This is a genomic window from Streptomyces sp. HUAS MS02, from assembly GCF_055702265.1.
In genome coordinates this window covers 2,757,041-2,775,486 of sequence record NZ_CM146747.1, presented here as the reverse complement: position 1 = coordinate 2,775,486, position 18,446 = coordinate 2,757,041, and the positions used below count along the sequence as shown (strand labels likewise).

The following is an 18,446-nucleotide window of genomic DNA, read 5'->3' as shown; positions in this document are numbered from 1 at the left end:
GCCGCCCTTACCCGTCCCATCCTCAAGGGGGCTGCGCCCCTTCGACCCCCAGACGTCCGTTCGGTGGGGGCTGGTCGCGCGGTTCCCCGCGCCCCTTGAGGGCCTTCGGCCACTCAGGGTGAAAAGCACGGGGCGCAGCCCCTGCTTTTCAGGGGCGCGGGGATCTGCGCGACCAGCCCCCACACACCCGCACCCGACAACCCACCCCCGGCCGCATGCCAGGATGGCAGCGTGGCTCAGAGCATCGTGCACGCGCCGTTCGTCGGGCGGGACACCGAGATGGCCCGCCTGCGGGACGTACTGGACCGCACCGGCGGCGGGGAACCCCGGGCCGTGCTGGTCGCGGGGGACGCCGGGGTCGGGAAGAGCCGGACCCTGGCGGAGGCCGCGGCGTACGCGGCGCGCAACGGCACCCTCGTCCTGACCGGCCACTGCGTGGACCTCGGCGACGTCGGTCTGCCCTATCTGCCGTTCACCGAGATCCTGGGCGCCTTGGCCGCGGACGAACGGTTCGCGTCGCTTCTGGAGGCGCACCCGGCGACCGGCCGCCTCCTCGGCGGCGGAGCGGACGGCGGGGACCGGCTCCAGCTCTTCGAGGGGATTGCAGCGCTGCTGACGGACCTGGCCGGCACGACCCCCGTCCTGCTCGTGCTGGAGGACCTGCACTGGGCCGACCAGTCCTCACGGGACCTGCTGCGCTTCCTGCTCAGCCGGGCCGTGCTCCAGCGGCCCACCCTCGGCGCCCCGGCCCACCGGCTCGCCGTCTTCGCCTCGTACCGCGCCGACGACCTGCACCGCCGCCACCCGCTGCGCCCCCTGCTCGCCGAGCTGGTGCGGCTGCCCCCCGTGGAACGGCTGGAGCTGCGGCCGATGCCGGACCGGGAGGTCGCGCGGCTGGTGCGGTCGCTGCGCGCCGAGCCACTGCCCGAGGCCACGGTCGGCCGGATCGTCGAACGGGCCGAGGGCAACGCCTTCTACGCCGAGGAACTGCTGGCCGCGACCGCGGACGAGCCCGGCGCGGTGCTGCCGAGCGGACTGGCCGACGTCCTGCTGATCCGGATCGAGCAACTGCCCGTCGCCGCCCAGCAGGTGCTGCGCACGGCGGCGGTCGCGGGCCGCAGGGTCGAGCACGAACTGCTGCGGGACGCCGTCCAACTCTCCGACGACGAGCTGGAGTCGGCCCTGCGCGAGGCGGTCGGCCGGCAACTGCTGCTGCCGGGCCGGGGATCGACGTACGAGTTCCGGCACGCCCTCACCCGGGAGGCCGTCTACGCGGATCTGCTGCCGGGCGAACGCGTGCGCCTGCACAGGGTGTTCGCCAAGCTGCTGGCCCGCAGGGGCCGGGCGGGGGAGAGCGCCGAGCGCGCCCACCACTCGCGCGAGAGCCACGACCTCGCCGACGCGCTGACGGCATCCGTCGAGGCCGCCGACCATGCGCACGGCATCGGGGCGCCCGCCGAGGAACTGCGGCAGCTGGAGGGCGCTCTCGAACTGTGGTCGTCCGTGGACGCCGGGGCCCGGCCCCGGGACCTGGACACGGTGACCCTGACCCTGCGCGCCTCGGCCGCCGCCGCGCGGGCCGGCGAGAACCACCGCGCGGTCTCCCTCTCCCGCTCGGCGCTCGCCGGAGCGGGCCCCGACGCGGACTCGGAACTGGCCGCCCGGGTGCGCTATACGCTCGCCGGTGACCTGATGCGCGTGGACCATCTGGACGCCGCGTTCCGGTACAGCAGCGAGGCGCTGGCGATGATTCCCGCCGAACCTCCGTCCCGTACCTGGGTGTGGGCGGCGGCCACGCATGTGATGGCGGCCCGGTACGTCGGGGAGGACGAGGAGGCGGCTAGGGTGGCGCGCGAGGCGCTGGAGGTGGCCGAACGGCTCGAACTGGCCGACGCGCAGGCCGATCTGATCATCTCTGTGGTGAGTCTCGACTCCCGGCGCAACCGGCGTACGCGGCAGGGCCGGGTGCGGCTGCGTGAGGCCCGTGAACTGGCCCGTGGCGCGGGCAACGTCCCCGTGGAGATGCGGGCCCTGTTCAACCTCGCCGTCGGCTGTTTCGAATCCGGCGACCTCGACGACTGCCTCGCCTGGCTGTCCGAGGGACTGGACCGGGCGGGCCGCGCCGGTCTGCTCTCCTCTCCGTACCCGGTGGAGATGCGCTACCTCCACTCCCTCTGCCTCTACACACTGGGCCGCTGGGACGAGTGCGTTCGCTCGGCCGCCGACGCTGACCGGCTGCCCGCGGACGCCGGCTACGCGGTCGGTCCCGCCCTGTACGTGGCTCTCGCCCGGGGCGACGAGAGGGCCGTCGACCGGGCGCGGGCGCTCCTGGAGGGGCCGTACGACTTCATGGCGGCCCTCGTCGCGGGCATCACCCTCACGGAGGCGGCCGTCCTGCGGCACGACGCGCAGGCCGCGGTCGAGCAGTTCCGCACGAGTGTCGGCGTCCTCACCGAGCAGGCCGGGGCCCGGCCCGACGCGACCGTCCGGTTCGCCGCCCTCGTGCTCGGGGCGATCGCGGACGCGGTGGCGGAGCGGCGTTCCGCCGGGGACGAGGAGGCGGTGCGGCGCTGGGCCGCGACGGGGGAAGAGCTGGTGCTGGCCGCGCGGATCACCGCCGCCGAGGGCGAGGACGGGGGCCGGCAGGGCCCGGAGGGTCTGGCCTGGCTGGCGCGCGCCGAGGCGGAGTGGACGCGGATACGGACCGGGCCCGATGTGGAGGCATGGCGGGCGGTGGTGGACGCGTTCGCGTTCGGTGATCCGTACGAGCGGGCGCGGTGCCGGCTGCGGCTGGCGGAGGCCCTGCTGGCGGCGGGGGAGCGGCAGGAGGCGGCGGCCGAGGCGCGGGCGGCGGGGGAGACCGCCGACCGGCTGGGCGCCGTGCCGCTGCGTTCCGCGCTGGACGCGCTGGTCCGGCGGGGGCGGCTGGGCGAGGCCCCGGGGGACGGGGACGTGCCCGCGCTCACCGCGCGGGAGAGCGATGTCCTGCGGCTGCTCGCGCTCGGCCGCACCAACCGACAGATCGGCGAGGAACTGTTCATCACCGGGAAGACGGCGAGCGTCCATGTGTCCAACATCCTGGCCAAGCTGGGGGCGACGAGCCGTACGGAGGCGGTGGCCATCGCCTACCGCCAGGGGCTGATCACGACCGGCACGCCTACCTGATTACGCTGGCGCCATGGGACGCCGTGAGGATCTTCTCGAAGGCGCCAAGCGCTGTCTGCTGGAGAAGGGGTTCGCGCGCAGGACGGCACGTGACCTCGTCCGGGAGTCGGGGACGAACCCGGCGTCCATCGGCTATCACTACGGCTCGAAGGACGCGCTGCTGGCGCAGGCGTACGTGGCGATGGTCGAGGAGGTCTCGGGGGAGCGGCAGGAGCGTGCCGGGCGTCGCACGGCAGGTGCCTATTTCGCAACAGGCCCTAGGCCACCGCGGCCCGCGCCGGGACGAGTCTTCCGGCGCGCATCTCCACCGACCGGTCCGCGAAGTGGCGTACGACCGCGCGGTCGTGGCAGATGAAGAGGTACCCGAGGTTCAGCTCGTCCTGGAGGTCGGCCAGCAGGTTGAGGACGCCGGCCCGGATGGAGGGGTCCAGGGCGGACACCGGCTCGTCGAGGACCAGCAGACGCGGCTCGGAGGCCAACGCCCGTGCGATGCCCACCCGTTGGCACTGACCGCCGGACAACTCGTGCGGGAAGCGGTCGCCGAGGACCGGGTTCAGGCCCACCCGGTCCAGGAGCGCGGCGACCCGGGCGGGGCCCGTGGCGTCCCAGCTGCCCTGGACGCGCAGGGGTTCGGCCACCGCCTCCCGGACGCGGTGGCGCGGGCTGAGCGAGCCGTACGGGTCCTGGAAGACCGGCTGCATACGGGGCCGGAGCGGACGCAGCTCGCGCTCGGTGAGCGACGTCAGTTCCCGCCCCTCGAAGCGGACTTCGCCGCCGTCCGGGCGGCGCAGGAGGAGCACGGCACCGACCGTGGAGGACTTTCCGCAGCCGGACGGGCCGTTCAGGGCCAGGGTCTCGCCCGCCTCCACCGTGAAGGACACCCGGTCGACGGCGGTGACCGGCCCGTAGCGGACGACCAGGTCGCGCACGTCGAGCAGGGGAGTGATCGGGTTCACGCGGGCTCCAGGAACAACTCGGTCGCGGGGTGCGGGACTTCGTCCCAGCGGTGGCAGGAGACCTCGTGGCCGGCGGCGGCCGTGAACGGCCGCGGTTCCTCGCCACGACAGCGGTCCTCGGCGAGGGGACAGCGCGGCGCGAAGGCGCAGCCCGGCGGGAGAGCGTCGGGGGCGGGCGGGGAGCCGGGGACGGAGGGCAGCCGACGGCGACGCCGACCGGCGGGGCGCGGACCCTCGCCCTCGCTCCCGCCCTCGCCCTCGCTCCCGCCGTTGCCCTTGCTCTCGCCGTCACGGTCGCCGTCTTCCGGCGGCAGCGACGCGAGCAGGCCCGCCGTGTACGGCGCGAGGGGGCGGTCCCACACGGCCGCCGCCGGGCCCTGTTCGACCTGACGCCCGGCGTACATGACCAGCACGCGGTCGGCGTGCTCCCGGACCACGCCCAGGTCATGGGTGACCAGCACGAGGGCGGCGCCGACCGCCTCCCGCTGCGCGGCGAGGACCCGCAGCACCTGTTCCTGGAGTTCCGCGTCGAGCGCGGTCGTGGGCTCGTCCGCGACGACGACGTCCGGTTCGTTGATCGTCGCCATGGCGATCACGGCCCGCTGGCGCATACCGCCGGAGTACTCGTGCGGATACGCCCGCGCCCTGCGCACGGCGTCGGGGATGCCCACCCGGTCGAGCGCGGCGACCGCCCGGGCACGGGCCTCCTTGCGGGAGACACGCGCCACCGACCGTACGGCCGCGACGAGTTGGTCGCCCACGGGGTGCACGGGGGAGAGCGCCGACAACGCGTCCTGGGGGACCAGGGCGATACGCCGACCCCGCTGGGCGGCGAGATCCGCCTCCCCGCGCAGCCGCACGGTTCCGCTGCTCGTCGCACCCACCGGCAGCATCCCGAGCAGCGCCCGGGCCGTGAGGGACTTGCCCGCGCCCGACTCGCCGACCAGGGCGAGCACCTCGCGCGGCCGGACGTCGAAGAACAGCCCGCGCACGACCTCGACTCCGTCGAACGCGATCCGCAGATCACGGACCGAGAGCAGGGCGTCCGTCTCCGACGGCATGTCGGACTTCGGCGGCACGTCAGACCTCGGCGGCACGTCAGACCCCGGCTGCGACTTCAATGGAACCCTTCCCCTTTCCCCTGTGTGCACGAGCGGGTCTACGTGTGCGGCGGCGCCCCGTCCGCGACTGCGCGTACGCCGCCCCGGACACCGCGATACCGGCGAGCAGGGCGAGGGCGACCGCCGGTGCCAGGGCCGCCCACGGCGCGCGTTCCACGTACGCGCGGGACTCGTCCAGGAGCAACCCCCACTCCGGGGTGGGTGGTTGTGCTCCGAGACCCAGGAAGCCCAGGGACGCGAGGGCCAGGGCGATGCCCGGCAGGCGCAGGACGGCGTGGCGGGCGACGGGCGCGGCGACCGACGGGAGGACGTGCCGGGTGAGGATCCACCACGGGCTCGCGCCGATGGCCCGTTGGGCGGTCAGGAACGCGGACGCGCGGACCTCCTGCACCAGGGCCGCCGCGTGGGCGGACAGGGCGGGCCAGGAGATCAGGGCCACGGCGAGGGCCGCGCCGCCCGTGCCGGGGCCGGCCGCCGCGGCGACCAGGATGCCGACGATCACCGGCGGCAGCGCGTTGGCGATGTCCGCCGCGCCCGCCGCCACCCGGGGGAGGAAGCCGAGTACCAGGGAGACGAGGAGGCTCAGCGCGCAGACCGCCGTCGCCGTGCCGACCGTGGCGGCCGCGCCGTGGCCGAGTCGGGCCAGGACGTCCCGGCCGAGCCCGTCCGTCCCGAGCGGGTGCGCCCACGACGGCGGGAGCAGGCGGGCGGTGGTGTCCACGGTGTACGGGTCGCGCAGCAGGCCCCAGCCGACGGTGACCAGGAGGACGGCCGCCAGGGTCAGCGGTACCGCGGGGTGGACACGGACCGGGCGGGCCGGCGGCAGGGTGAGGCCCGCGTCGCGCAGGGCGGGGCCGAGCAGGCGGCGCCGGGCGAGGGCGGCCAGGGCGCCCGCGACCAGGCCCAGGGCGAGCAGGGCGAGGACCGCGCCCTGGAGGAGGGGGAGGTCCTGGGACTTGGCGGCGCCCAGGGCGGTACGGCCGATGCCGGGCACCGCGAACACCATCTCCACGGCGACCGCGCCGCCGGTGAGGCCGACGGCGACCATGCCGAACTGCGGTACCAGGGGCGGCAGTACGCGGCGCAGGGCGGCCGCCGCGACACGGGCCCGGCTCACGCCCGCGCCCCGCCACAGCTCCACCCAGCGTTCGTCGAGCACGGCGGGCAGCGCGTCCGCGACCAGGCGGCCCAGCAGACCGCCGGCCGGTACACCGAGGGCGATCGCGGGCAGCACCAGGTACTGCGGGCCCGCCCAGCCGGACGTCGGCAGCCAGCCCAGCCAGACCCCGCAGACCAGCAGCGCCACCGTGGCCAGCAGGAACTCGGGGACGGCTGCGAGCATCGCGGCGAACGCGCCGGCCGATCCCCGGCCCCGTACGAGCACCGGGGCGACCAGCGCGCAGGCCAGCAGGAGCGCGACGGCGAAGGCGGTGCCCATCAGGGCGAGGGAGACCTGGAGGCCGGAGACGACCGAGGGCAGCACGTCCGTGCCGGACACCCAGGACGTGCCGAGGTCGCCGCGCAGCAGCCCGGAGGCCCAGTTCCCCAACAGGGAGAGGGGGCCCGCGCCGAGGCCCAGGTCCTCGCGGATCGCGGCCAGCGCCTCGGGCGTCGCCTCCTGCTCCGCCGACCGGGCACGCAGCACGGTCAGCGCGGGATCACGCCCCGAAAGCCACGGCAACAGCCCGACGACGGCCAGCACCCCGAGGAGACAGCCGAGACGGGTGAGCCCGGCGGGACCGATGACGGGTCCGATGACGGGTCCGACGAGGCGCCGCAGGCGCCCAGGCCCGGACTCCCGGCTGCGCCGGCTCCGTCGCGCCGTTTCGACCGACCTCGCCGCAGGCAGGCCCACGTGCGGCGTTTCGGCGGACTCCACCGCAGAAGGGGCGGCGTGCGCCGTCCCGTCGGACGCCGCAGTGGGCGAGCCGGCCGACCCCGTCGCCGAACGGTCCTCACCCGCGGTTCCGGTCGGTTCCCCCGCGTTCCGGTCGCCCCGGGCGGCCTCGCTCGATTCCTTCTTGGCACGGCCGCCCCGGGCAGGCCCGCCCAGGTCCGCCACGACGCGGTTCTGCTGCATCCCGGCCGTCACCTTCTCGACGCCCGCGTTCCCCGCGCCCGCGTTCCCCGCGACGCGAGCGCCGCGCGTGGCCTCCGTCGGTTCCCCAGCGGACGTGCTCACTTGACGTAGGTGTCCGCCGTGACCAGCTCCCGCTCGCGCGGGTCGTGGGCCGCGTCCACGACTCCGGCCGCGTCGCCCTGGATGACGCGCTCGTGGAGCATCGGCACGGCCGCGTCGGTGCCGAGGACGGCGGCCTCGGCCTCGATGACCGCCTTGCGGCGGGCGTCACCGGCGGGAGTGTCGGAGGCCCGGTCGAGGGCCGCGTCGACGGTCTTGTCCGCGAGCTGGGAGAGGTTGAAGGAGCCGTCGGAGGCGAAGTCGCTGTAGAGGTACGCGGCCGGGTCGCCGGAGTCGAGGACGGTGGCCCGGGAGAGGATGAAGGCGTCGAACTCGCCCGCGAGCGCGTCGGACTCGATGTTGGCGTACTCGCGCACGTCGAGCTTCACCTTGAACCCGGCCTTCTGCAGCTGCTGTTGCAGCGTGGCGGCGACCTCGGGCAACTCGGCGCGGTCGGTGAAGGTGCCGATGGTGATGGTCCTGCCGTCCGGGTCTCCCGCCTCGGCGCGCTCGACCGGGGACCGCAGCTCGGCGGCCCAGGGGAGCGCGGGCCCGAGCAGGCCCTCGGCGACGTCGGCACGCCCCTCGTACACGCCCTTCACGATGGACTCGGCGTCGACGGCCTCGCGGGCGGCGGCGCGCAGCGAGGCGTCCTTGAACACGCCCTTCTCGGTGTTCAGGTAGAGGGTGTTGGTGCGGGGCATCGGGACCTCGGTGATCAGGTCCTGGTCGAGCACGGCGGCCTGCGACACCGGGACCGCCTCGACGATGTCGGCCTCGCCGGTGCGCAGGGAGGCCGCGCGGGCGGTGCCGTCCGGCACGAACTTCACGTCGATGCCGGGGGCCTTGGCCTTGCCGCCCCAGTAGTCGTCGTAGCGGTCGAGCGCGGCGGAGGAGGTGCCGTTGACCTCGACCAGTTCGAACGGGCCGGTGCCGGCGCCGAGAGGGTTCACCGTCTTCCCCTCGTACGCCTTCGCCGCGAGGATCGACAGCTGCGGCGAGCTGAGGCGCTGCGGGACCAGCGGGTCCTCCACCGCCGTGGTGACGGTGACGGTGTCGCCGTCGGCCTTCGCCGTCAGGTCCACGCCGTCGAGGATGCGGGGCTTGGGGGAGGCGGTGGCCGCCTCGGTGAGGGAGTTGACGACGGCCTCACCGGTCAGCTTCGTCCCGTCGTGGAACGTCACACCCTCCCGGATCGTGAACGTCCACTTCTTGCCCGAGCGCTTCCACTCGGTGGCGAGCGCGGGCTGCGCGTCCCCCTCGGCGTTCAGCTTCACCAGGGTCTCGGCGGTCGACCAGCGCGACAGCTTGAACGCGTCGTCGGAGAGCGGCGACAGGCCCGAGCGGGGCGGCAGCATCATCGCGATCCGTATCCGCTTGCCCTCGCTCCCGGCCTCCTCGGGGCCCGCTGCCGAGAAGCAGCCCGTGAGCAGGGCCGAGGTCGCGGTGGTGACCGCGGTGAGCGGGACGAAACGGGCCGGGACGCGCACGGGACACTCCGAGTAAGGGCGTGGTCAAAGATTCAACGGGCCCGACCGTAGCACAATGACAATCATTTTCAGAAGTGCGGTTTTGCGCCACCGGTAAGCCGCCACGCGCCCCGCCTGCCGCCCCCGGTCCTCCCTCCGAACCGCAGGTCGGCCGCGTTGTCAGTGCCTCCTGTCATGGTGGGGACGTGGACGACGAGACCTTCTGGGACGTGATCGAGGACTGCCGACGGGCGACACCGGACCCCGACGAGCGGTTGGAGTGGCTGTGCGAGCGGTTGAAGGCCCGGTCGGGGAACGAACTCCTGCGGTTCCAGGAGAGCTTGGACCGCGTGTTGGCCCCCACACTCACCTGGGACCTGTGGGGCGCGGCCGACCGGATCATGGGCTGGTGCTCCGACGACACCTTCTTCTACTTCCGGCTCTGGCTGATCGGCCTGGGCAGGGACGCGTTCGACAGGACCGTCCGTGACCCGGACTCCCTGGCCGACGTGCCCGGGGTGCGGCAGCTCGCGGGCCGCCCGCCGCAGGACTGGGAGGACGAGGAGGTGCTGGACTGGGAGGAGTTGGACTATGTCGCCGTGCGGGCCTGGGAACACGTCACGGGTCGCACCGAGGAAGACTTCTACGACGCCCTGGAGAGCCTCGTCGGCGGCGACGCCGACCTCACGGACCCGGCCGGCGAACGCTGGGACGCCCGCGACGACGAGGAGTCGCACCGCCGGCTGCCGCGTCTCAGCGCGCTGTTCCCGCTCACCTCGGTGAGTTGACCTTCCCGGAAGACCTCACAACCGCGCCCCCTTCAGCGCCATGTGCAGCAGCAGCCGGTCCTCGCCGTCGGTCAGCCGTAGGCCCGTGAGCTGCTCGACGCGGGAGAGCCGGTAGTAGAGGGTCTGCCGGTGGATGCCCAACTCGGCCGCCGTGCGCCCTGCTTGGCCGGCGTGGTCGAGGAAGACCTCGGCGGTGCGGGCCAGTTCACGGTGGGCGGGGGCGAGGAGGGCGCGGACGGACGGGTCCTGGGGGAGGCCGGGAGGCAGCGCGGTCAGCATCCGGTACGGGCCGATGGAGCGCCACTCGGCGATCGGGCCCAGCCGTGGCTCGGCCAGCGCCGCCCGGGCGGCCGCCGAGGCCTCCCGCCAGTCGGTGCCCAGTTCGGCGAGGCCCGCGCGGGCCCCGGAGACGCCCGCCGCCGCGTGCGCGCCCGCGCGTTCCAGCAGCCGGGCGGCGGCGGTGAGCGCCGGGGCCGGAGTGTCCGCGGAGCGGAGCCGTACCAGCAGGGCCAGGCCCTGGCCCGCCGCGCCCCACGGCACCGTGCACAGCGCGGTCGCCCCCGGCACCGTACGGAAGGACGGCGCGTCGTCCGGGTCGGTGTACGGCCAGGGGGCCACGCACACCAGCGTGTGGACGCCGTCGCCGCGAGGGCCGAGGGCCGCGCGCAGCTCCGCCACGGCCATGTCGCGCTCCCAGTCGCGCTCGGCGGTCAGGACCGCGCGCAGCTCCCGGGTGAGATCGGCGCCGGCCTGCGCCTCGTCCGCGAGGAGGGCGCCGATGCGCGAGGCCACCGCCATGGCGGCGGACAGCTGGGCGGCCGTCGGGCCCGGGTCGCCGTCCAGGAGCCAGACGTAACCGAGGACGACCCCCCGATGGCGTACCGGGAGGCAGACCCGCCCCCGGAGCACCCCCGCCTCCGGTGTCGGCGGGATCCGGACCGGGCCCGTCGCCCGGGTGATGCCGAAGCCCTCGAACCACTCCCGTACCGCCGTCGTCGAGCGGCGGGTCAGGATCGAGCGGGTGCGGACCGGGTCCAGGGCCGACGGATCGAGCTCGCCCTCGCTGTCGTACGCGCCGAAGGCGATCAGCTCGAAGTCGCGGTTCTCCAGCGTCGCCGGGGCGCCGAGCAGCGCGGAGATCTCGTCGACGAGGTCCTGGTAGTCGCCCACGGGGTGGGGGCTCGAGCTTTCCGGCGTCACCCGGGCATTGTCGCGCATCCGCAAGCGGCCTTCATACATCTGTCTGAGATCTGCGGCACGGATACGTGACAGCTGTCGATGGTCGGCGAACGGGGGGATCCTTAGGTTTCACGGTGGTTCTATCTGCTGGTTTGTGGAGGTGCCCCGTGCTGGGTCCCGTGATTCTCGCCGCGTCGCGCAGCGACCGGATACGACGCCTGATCTCGGCGGCGCCCGTGACCAAGCAGGTCGTCGACCGCTTCATCCCGGGTGAACGCGTCGACGACATCGTCCCCGTCGTCCGGGAGCTCACCGGCCGGGGTCTCGACGTGACGATGGACGTCGTCGGCGAGGACATCACCCGTCCGGAGCAGGCGGCCGCCGCGCGCGACGCCTATCTGGAGCTGATCGACCGGCTGAAGGAGCTGGAGCTCGGCGAGCGCGCCGAGATGTCCGTGAAGCTCTCCCTCTTCGGCCAGGCCCTCGACGGCGGCCACGAGCTCGCCCTCACCAACGTCCGCCCGGTCGTCGAGGCCGCCGCCGCGATCGGCACGACGGTCACGCTCGACGCGGAGGACCACACCACCCTCGACTCGATGTTCGCCATCCACGACGAGCTGCGCCGCGACTTCCCGCAGACCGGCTGCGTCATCCAGGCCTACCTCTTCCGCACCGAGGCCGACGCCCGCCGCCTGGCGGAGAACGGCAGCCGGGTGCGGCTGGTGAAGGGCGCCTACAAGGAGCCCGCCGACGTGGCCTTCCAGCAGAAGGCCGAGATCGACAAGGCGTACGTCCGCGTCCTGAAGATCCTCATGGACGGGGAGGGGTACCCGATGATCGGGTCCCACGACCCGCGCCTGATCTCCATCACGCAGGAACTCGCCCACCGCGCCGGACGCAAGCCCGACGAGTACGAGTTCCAGATGCTGTACGGCATCCGCGGCGACGAGCACCTGCGGCTCGCCGCCGAGGGACACCGGATGCGGGTCTACACCGCGTACGGCACGGACTGGTACGGCTACTTCATGCGCCGCCTCGCGGAGAAGCCCGCCAACCTGCGGTTCTTCCTCCGCGCCATGGTCAGCAAGGGCTGAGCCCCGCACAACGGCTCGCACACACCGCTCAATAAGGAGTTACGGAACCCATGGACGCTGTGACCCAGGTCCCCACCCCCGTCAACGAGCCGGTGCACGGCTACGCCCCCGGCTCGCCCGAGCGCGCCCGGCTGGAGGTCAAGCTGAAGGAACTGGCCGAGAACCCGATCGACCTGCCGATGACCATCGGCGGCGAGCGGCGGATGGGCGGCGGCGACCGCTTCGACGTGGTGCAGCCGCACAACCACAAGGCCCGTCTCGGCACCTACGCCAACGCCACCGCCCAGGACGCCCAGGACGCCATCGACGCGGCCCTCGCCGCCGCGCCCGCCTGGCGTGCGATGTCCTTCGACGACCGCGCCGCGATCATCCTGCGCGCCGCCGACCTCCTCGCGGGCCCGTGGCGAGAGACGCTGGCCGCCTCCACCATGCTCGGCCAGTCGAAGACCGCCCAGCAGGCCGAGATCGACTGTCCCTGCGAACTGGTCGACTTCTGGCGCTTCAACGTCAAGTACGCCCGCGACCTGCTCGCGGAGCAGCCCCCGGCCAACTCCCCGGGCGTGTGGAACCGCCTCGACCACCGCCCGCTGGAGGGCTTCGTCTACGCGATCACCCCGTTCAACTTCACGGCCATCGCGGGCAACCTGCCGACCGCCCCGGCGCTGATGGGCAACGTGGTGGTCTGGAAGCCGTCCCCGACGCAGACGCACGCCGCCGTCCTGCTCATGCGGCTGCTGGAGGAGGCGGGCCTGCCCAAGGGCGTCATCAACCTCGTCACCGGCGACGGCATCGCGGTCTCCGAGGTCGCCCTCGAACACCCCGACCTCGCCGGCATCCACTTCACCGGCTCGACCAAGACCTTCCAGTACCTGTGGAAGACGGTCGGCGCCAACATCGAGAAGTACCGCTCGTACCCGCGGCTCGTCGGCGAGACCGGCGGCAAGGACTTCGTGGTCGCGCACCCGAGCGCCGACCGCGCCGTGCTCAAGACCGCCCTCACCCGCGGCGCCTTCGAGTACCAGGGCCAGAAGTGCAGCGCGACCTCCCGGGCCTACATCCCGGCGTCGATCTGGAACTCCGGCTTCAAGGAGGAGTTCGCCGCCGAGGTCGAGTACCTGACCATGGGCGACGTCACCGACCTGTCCAACTTCATCGGCGCCGTCATCGACGAACGCTCCTTCGCCAAGAACAAGGCCGCCATCGACCGCGCCAAGTCCGACCCGACCTGCACGATCGTGGCCGGCGGCTCCTACGACGACTCGGTCGGCTACTTCGTCCGCCCGACCGTCGTCGAGTGCACCGACCCGACGAACGAGGTCTTCACCACCGAGTACTTCGGCCCGTTCCTCGCCGTGCACGTCTACGAGGACGACCGCTACGAGGAGATGCTGACCCAGATGGAGTCGGTGTCGGCGTACGCCCTGACGGGTTCCGTCATCTCGGGCGACCGCGCGGCCACCGCGTACACGATGGACAAGCTCCGCTACGCGGCCGGCAACTTCTACATCAACGACAAGTCCACCGGCGCCGTCGTCGGCCAGCAGCCCTTCGGCGGCGGCCGGGCCTCCGGCACCAACGACAAGGCCGGCGCCCCCCAGAACCTGATGCGCTGGACCCTGACCCGCGCCATCAAGGAGACCCTGGTCCCGCCGACCGACTACTCGTACCCGCACATGGGCTGACACCGGCCACCGACAGCGCGCCCGGCCCCTCCGCGACGACGGAGGGGCCGGGCGCGCTGTCGTATACGACGGAATCGAGAAACCCCAGGTCAGGGCGGTGTGACCCAATCCACCGTCTCAGATAGTAGGAAGTCCGACTAATTGTGGAGACAGATGCGCCGCCCTCGCCTAGCTTTGTAGGAGCCGAACGTCTCGCTCGATCCAGCGAATGGCGGTCGTGAGCCGGAGCCCTAGGCAGGCAACCCCTGCGGCCCCGCTCCCCGCCCCATCCGGCGTCTCGCTTCCCTCCCGTTTCCGTACTCCGGATTGCCTCGAAGGAGTCGATTCCCCATGGCCGAGACGACCGTCCGCCGCCGAGTCCGTCACGTTTCCCGGACCACCGAGTCCGACCGCAAGAACGCCGCCGCCGCCCTCCAGCGCGCCCTCGACCGCAGGGACAACGGCGGCTCGACCGGGCACTGAGCGGCCCGAACAGCCGGGAGCCGCACCCGTTCGGGGTGCGGTGCGGCCGTGGGACGACGACCCGCGCGCCGCGCCGCACCCCGGAACAGACTCACGTGCCGCGCCGCACCTCGAAGTGGTCGACGCGGTCGCCGTTCTGGGCCAGTGCCGACACCTTCAGGGCCGGTCGCGCCCCGCTGACCACCTCCACCGAGAGCAGCGAGAAGCCCCGGTAGCGCACCCGCGACCACTCCACCGTCTCCGGCTTCGACGCGCGCGACCTGGTCCACTCGAAGGTCTCGACGGCCTCATGGCGGGTGACGTGCCCCTCGTAGCTCTCCTGCACGCCGGCCGGGAAGCCGTACAGATCGCGTCCGCCGCCGCCCGCCGTGACGTACACGACGCCGTCCCGGGTCGGGTCCGTCGACGCCCCGATGGGCACCGGCCTGCCGACCTCGCCGCCCTTGACGGCGTCGGTGCGCTCGTAGACGTGGTTGTGGCCGTTGACCACCAGGTCAACCCGGTGCTTGTCGAACAACGGCGGCCACGCGTCCCGGACACCGCCGTCGGAGGCGTGCGAGGACGTCGAGTAGGCGCAGTGGTGGAAGAAGACGACGATGAAGTCGACGCCCTTCGCGGCCCGCAGCTCCCCCAGCTTCCTGTCCAGCCACTCGGTCTGCTTGCCGCCCGAGTAGCCGAGGTTGGCGGGGATCTCGTACGACACGTCGTTCGCGTCCAGCGCCACGAAGCCGACGTTGCCGTAGGTGAACGCGTACACCCCCGGCGCCGCACGGGGGTCGAAGCCGTTCTCCGGGAGGGACCAGCGGGCGAGCTGACCGCCGTAGCCGTCCGGCGAGTACCACGCCTCCATGTCGTGGTTGCCGGTCGTCACCATCCACGGCACGGACCTGGCCACCGGCTCGTTCTGCTTGAGGAACAGGTCCCAGAACCCGGGGTCGTAGCCGTCCGACTCGACCCCCTTGCCGTTGCCGTTGGCGTAGCAGATGTCGCCGGCGTGGAGGTGGAAGGCGGGCTTCTGGCGGACGATCAGGTTGTCGTTCGCCGCCGCCGCCTTTCCGACGCCCTGGTCGCCGAACGCGGTGAACACGAACGTCTCCGGCGCGGCGGGTGCCGTACGGAAGGTGCCGATCGTCGAGCGGTGGGCCGGGTCGGCCGGGTCGAAGCCCTCGTGGCCGACGCCGTAGTAGTACGTGGTGCCGGGACGCAGGCCGTCCAGGGCCGCGTGCAGGTAGTACTGGTCCAGCTCCAGGCGCACGCCCTCGACCCCCGGCGTGTGCAGGTCGCGGACCTCCGCCTCGACCTTCCGGGTCAGCTCCTCGGGCCTCAGCCCCACCCGCACGTACGGCTTCTTCACCGCGAACGGCACCTGCCAGGAGATCCGCATCCGGGTCTTCGGGTCCGAGCCGAACGCCAGATGGCGGCCGAAGGGGGTGACGGCGGAACCGGGCGCCTTGGAGGTCGCGGGCGACGGGGCCGAGGTCGTCGCGTTCGGCGAGGCCGGCGAGCCGGACCCGCCGCAGCCGGTCAGCAGCCCGCCGGCCGCCAGCGAGCCCGCCGTCACCAGGGTGCGGCGCCGGGAGAACTTCGTACGCAGGTACTCGTACTGCTCGGCCATGCTCATCCGGCGCGCGAGCCGCGGCGGGATGCCGAAGTCGAGTACGGGAGCTCCGGGGGGTCCGGGGGGTGTGTCCCTGGAAGGGTGGGTCATGCTCTCGAAGTTCCCAGCGAATCCCAACACCCGCCCCCCGTACGGGTGAACGCGTGGTGACGTGTGGGCAGCGTCACCCGATCGTGCGTCCGTATCGCGGACATCTCGTGTCATCCCGTGGGACAAGGAGTACGGTGCCGTCATGTCTCGCAGCCTCAATCTCGCAGTGATCCCCGGTGACGGCATCGGTCAGGAAGTCGTGGCCCAGGGGCTCAAGGTCCTCTCCGCCGTCCTTCCGCAGGATGTGAAGCTGGAGACCAAGGAGTACGACTTCGGCGCCAAGCGTTACCACGCCACCGGTGAGACCCTCACCGACGCCGACCTCGACGCGCTGAAGCGGCACGACGCGATCCTGCTCGGCGCGATCGGCGACCCGAGCGTCCCCTCCGGGGTCCTGGAGCGCGGCTTCCTGCTCAAGCTCCGCTTCGCCTTCGACCACCACGTGAACCTGCGTCCGTCGAAGCTGCTCCCCGGCGTCGCCACCCCGCTCGCCGGCCAGCCCGAGATCGACTTCGTCGTGGTCCGCGAGGGCACCGAGGGCCCCTACACCGGCAACGGCGGCACCATCCGCAAGGGCACCGAGCACGAGGTCGCCACCGAGGTCTCCGTCAACACGGCCTTCGGCGTCGAGCGGGTCGTGCGTGACGCGTTCGCCCGCGCCCAGGCCCGCCCGCGCAAGAAGCTCACCCTCGTCCACAAGAACAACGTGCTGACCTTCGCCGGTCACCTGTGGACGAACATCTTCAACAAGGTGGCCGAGGAGTTCCCCGAGGTCACCACCGACTACATCCACGTCGACGCGGCCACGATCTACCTGGTCACCGACCCGGCCCGGTTCGATGTGATCGTCACCGACAACCTCTTCGGCGACATCATCACCGACCTCGCCGCGGCCGTCTCCGGCGGCATCGGCGTCGCGGCCTCCGGCAACATCAACCCCTCCGGCGAGTTCCCGTCCATGTTCGAGCCCGTGCACGGCTCGGCCCCGGACATCGCCGGCCAGGGCAAGGCCGACCCGTCCGCCACGGTCCTCTCCGTCGCCCTGCTCCTGCGCCACCTCGGCCACGAGTCCGAGGCCGCGCGCATCGAGGAGGCCGTCTCCGCCGACCTCGCGGAGCGCGTCGGGAAGCCCGCCCGTTCGACGGCCGAGATCGGCGACGCGCTCGCCGTACGAGTAGCCGGCTGACCCGCCGCGCCCACTCGAAATCTTTCGAAGCCGCCGGGTCGCTACCGCACCCGGCGGCTTCCGCATGTTCCCGCCGGGTGCCACCATCATCCCCTGGGTCGCATTCACGCCGTTTTCTTCCGCCGACTCCGCTTGCGATAATCGAACGCGGGGCCGCCGAATGAGGGAATGCTCGGACGTCCTAGCACTCGCCACTGGCAGTACGGATGTGAGCGCGGCCCGTCACAACAACCGGTGAAGGACACCACTCATGACGCCCACGATCGAGCTCAAGCCCTCCGCCAGTCCGCTCTCCGACGCCGAGCGCGACGCGGTCCTGGCCAACCCCGGTTTCGGCCGCCACTTCACCGACCACATGGTCGTCATCAAGTGGACCGAGGGTCGTGGCTGGCACGACGGCCAGCTCGTTCCGTACGCGCCGCTCTCCCTGGACCCGGCCACCATGGTCCTGCACTACGCGCAGGAGATCTTCGAGGGCCTGAAGGCCTACCGGCAGCCGGACGGCTCCGTCGCCACCTTCCGCCCGGAGAAGAACGCCCGCCGCTTCCAGGCCTCCGCCCGTCGGCTCGGCATGCCGGAGCTGCCGGTCGAGACGTTCATCGAGGCGTGTGACGTGCTGGTGCGGCAGGACCAGGCCTGGGTCCCGGCCCACGGCGGCGAGGAGTCCCTCTACCTCCGCCCCTTCATGATCGCCACCGAGGTCGGCCTGGGCGTCAAGCCGGCCAACGAGTACCTCTTCCTCGTGATCGCCTCCCCGGCCGGCGCCTACTTCCCCGGCGGGGTGCAGCCCGTCTCCATCTGGGTCTCCGAGGACCACGTCCGCGCGGTGCCCGGCGGCATGGGCGACGCCAAGACCGGCGGCAACTACGCGGCCTCCCTCCTCGCCCAGGCCGAGGCGGCGGCCGAGGGCTGCGCCCAGGTCTGCTACCTCGACGCGGTCGAGCGCAAGTGGGTCGAGGAACTCGGCGGCATGAACCTGTACTTCGTGTACGGCGACCGCATCGTCACCCCCTCGCTCACCGGCTCCATCCTGGAGGGTGTCACCCGTGACTCCCTGTTGACGGTCGCCGCGGATCTCGGCTACGCCGCCGAGGAGGGCCGGATCTCCATCGACCAGTGGCAGGCCGACTCCGAGAGCGGCGCCCTCACCGAGGTGTTCGCCTGCGGTACGGCCGCCGTCATCACGCCCGTCGGCACGGTCAAGCGCACCGGCGCGGCCTGGCAGCAGTCCGGCGGCGAGCCCGGCCCCGTCACCCTCAAGCTCCGCGAAGCGCTGCTGAACATCCAGCGCGGCACGGTCGAGGACAAGCACGGCTGGATGCACGAGCTGGGCTGACGCCGACGGTGAGTGCGGTGACCGTGAGGTGATCAGCACGCTGTTCGCATCCTGAGACGGAAGGTGAGGGCGGGGGCGGTCTGTGCCAGACTGCCCCCGTGCTCTCGTTCGCCATGATTAT

The 18,446-nt window shown here is 72.7% G+C and carries 13 protein-coding genes and 1 pseudogene; 8 read left to right on the top strand and 6 right to left on the bottom strand.

The window, feature by feature from the left end; all coding sequences use genetic code 11:
• Positions 1–231 precede the first annotated feature (231 nt).
• Positions 232–3,165 (top strand): helix-turn-helix transcriptional regulator, encoded by a 2,934-nt coding sequence (locus ACZ9QC_RS11695; RefSeq protein WP_472920092.1) that lies wholly within the window; start codon positions 232–234, stop codon positions 3,163–3,165.
• A gap of 13 nt (positions 3,166–3,178) precedes the next feature.
• Positions 3,179–3,367 (top strand): annotated as a pseudogene (locus ACZ9QC_RS11690) (TetR/AcrR family transcriptional regulator); the annotation flags it as partial.
• A gap of 55 nt (positions 3,368–3,422) precedes the next feature.
• Here ACZ9QC_RS11690 and ACZ9QC_RS11685 read toward each other — a convergent pair.
• Genes ACZ9QC_RS11685 through ACZ9QC_RS11670 form a run of 4 tightly spaced genes read right to left on the bottom strand, consistent with a single transcriptional unit; the run spans position 3,423 to position 8,911 of the window.
• Positions 3,423–4,121: an ATP-binding cassette domain-containing protein gene (locus ACZ9QC_RS11685; protein WP_472920091.1), complete on the bottom strand. Its 699-nt coding sequence runs from the start codon at positions 4,119–4,121 to the stop codon at positions 3,423–3,425.
• Complete coding sequence (locus ACZ9QC_RS11680) at positions 4,118–5,182, bottom strand: ABC transporter ATP-binding protein (RefSeq protein ID WP_472920090.1); 1,065 nt, start codon at positions 5,180–5,182, stop codon at positions 4,118–4,120. The genes ACZ9QC_RS11685 and ACZ9QC_RS11680 overlap by 4 nt, the downstream gene beginning before the upstream one ends.
• A gap of 37 nt (positions 5,183–5,219) precedes the next feature.
• Positions 5,220–7,424 carry an ABC transporter permease subunit gene (locus tag ACZ9QC_RS11675; RefSeq protein WP_472920089.1) on the bottom strand — a complete coding sequence of 735 codons (2,205 nt, stop codon included), beginning with the start codon at positions 7,422–7,424 and terminating at the stop codon, positions 5,220–5,222.
• The gene (locus tag ACZ9QC_RS11670; RefSeq protein WP_472920088.1) at positions 7,421–8,911 is read right to left on the bottom strand and encodes an ABC transporter substrate-binding protein; all 1,491 of its coding nucleotides are present in this window, start codon (positions 8,909–8,911) and stop codon (positions 7,421–7,423) included. The genes ACZ9QC_RS11675 and ACZ9QC_RS11670 overlap by 4 nt, the downstream gene beginning before the upstream one ends.
• Positions 8,912–9,096: 185 nt before the next feature.
• Here ACZ9QC_RS11670 and ACZ9QC_RS11665 point away from each other — a divergent pair, with 185 nt between their 5' ends.
• Complete coding sequence (locus tag ACZ9QC_RS11665) at positions 9,097–9,678, top strand: DUF4240 domain-containing protein (protein ID WP_472920087.1); 582 nt, start codon at positions 9,097–9,099, stop codon at positions 9,676–9,678.
• A gap of 15 nt (positions 9,679–9,693) precedes the next feature.
• Here the strand turns inward: ACZ9QC_RS11665 and ACZ9QC_RS11660 are convergent, their stop codons facing one another.
• A complete protein-coding gene (locus ACZ9QC_RS11660; RefSeq protein WP_472920086.1) occupies positions 9,694–10,896 on the bottom strand; it encodes a PucR family transcriptional regulator in 1,203 nt (400 codons plus the stop codon).
• A 128-nt stretch (positions 10,897–11,024) separates the two neighbouring features.
• Here ACZ9QC_RS11660 and ACZ9QC_RS11655 point away from each other — a divergent pair, with 128 nt between their 5' ends.
• From ACZ9QC_RS11655 to ACZ9QC_RS11645, 3 genes are all read left to right on the top strand, one after another.
• Positions 11,025–11,951: a proline dehydrogenase family protein gene (locus tag ACZ9QC_RS11655; RefSeq protein ID WP_472920085.1), complete on the top strand. Its 927-nt coding sequence runs from the start codon at positions 11,025–11,027 to the stop codon at positions 11,949–11,951.
• A gap of 50 nt (positions 11,952–12,001) precedes the next feature.
• Entirely contained in the window at positions 12,002–13,633 is a 1,632-nt protein-coding gene (pruA, locus tag ACZ9QC_RS11650) for an L-glutamate gamma-semialdehyde dehydrogenase (RefSeq protein ID WP_215449151.1), read from the top strand.
• 330 nt (positions 13,634–13,963) lie between these two features.
• Positions 13,964–14,095 carry a hypothetical protein gene (locus tag ACZ9QC_RS11645; protein ID WP_005479955.1) on the top strand — a complete coding sequence of 44 codons (132 nt, stop codon included), beginning with the start codon at positions 13,964–13,966 and terminating at the stop codon, positions 14,093–14,095.
• A 91-nt stretch (positions 14,096–14,186) separates the two neighbouring features.
• Here the strand turns inward: ACZ9QC_RS11645 and ACZ9QC_RS11640 are convergent, their stop codons facing one another.
• Positions 14,187–15,803 (bottom strand): purple acid phosphatase family protein, encoded by a 1,617-nt coding sequence (locus ACZ9QC_RS11640; RefSeq protein ID WP_472920084.1) that lies wholly within the window; start codon positions 15,801–15,803, stop codon positions 14,187–14,189.
• Between the two features lie 142 nt (positions 15,804–15,945).
• Here ACZ9QC_RS11640 and ACZ9QC_RS11635 point away from each other — a divergent pair, with 142 nt between their 5' ends.
• Entirely contained in the window at positions 15,946–16,989 is a 1,044-nt protein-coding gene (locus ACZ9QC_RS11635; protein WP_472920083.1) for a 3-isopropylmalate dehydrogenase, read from the top strand.
• Positions 16,990–17,239: 250 nt separating this feature from the next.
• Positions 17,240–18,325: a branched-chain amino acid aminotransferase gene (locus ACZ9QC_RS11630; protein ID WP_472920082.1), complete on the top strand. Its 1,086-nt coding sequence runs from the start codon at positions 17,240–17,242 to the stop codon at positions 18,323–18,325.
• Positions 18,326–18,446: the final 121 nt, after the last annotated feature.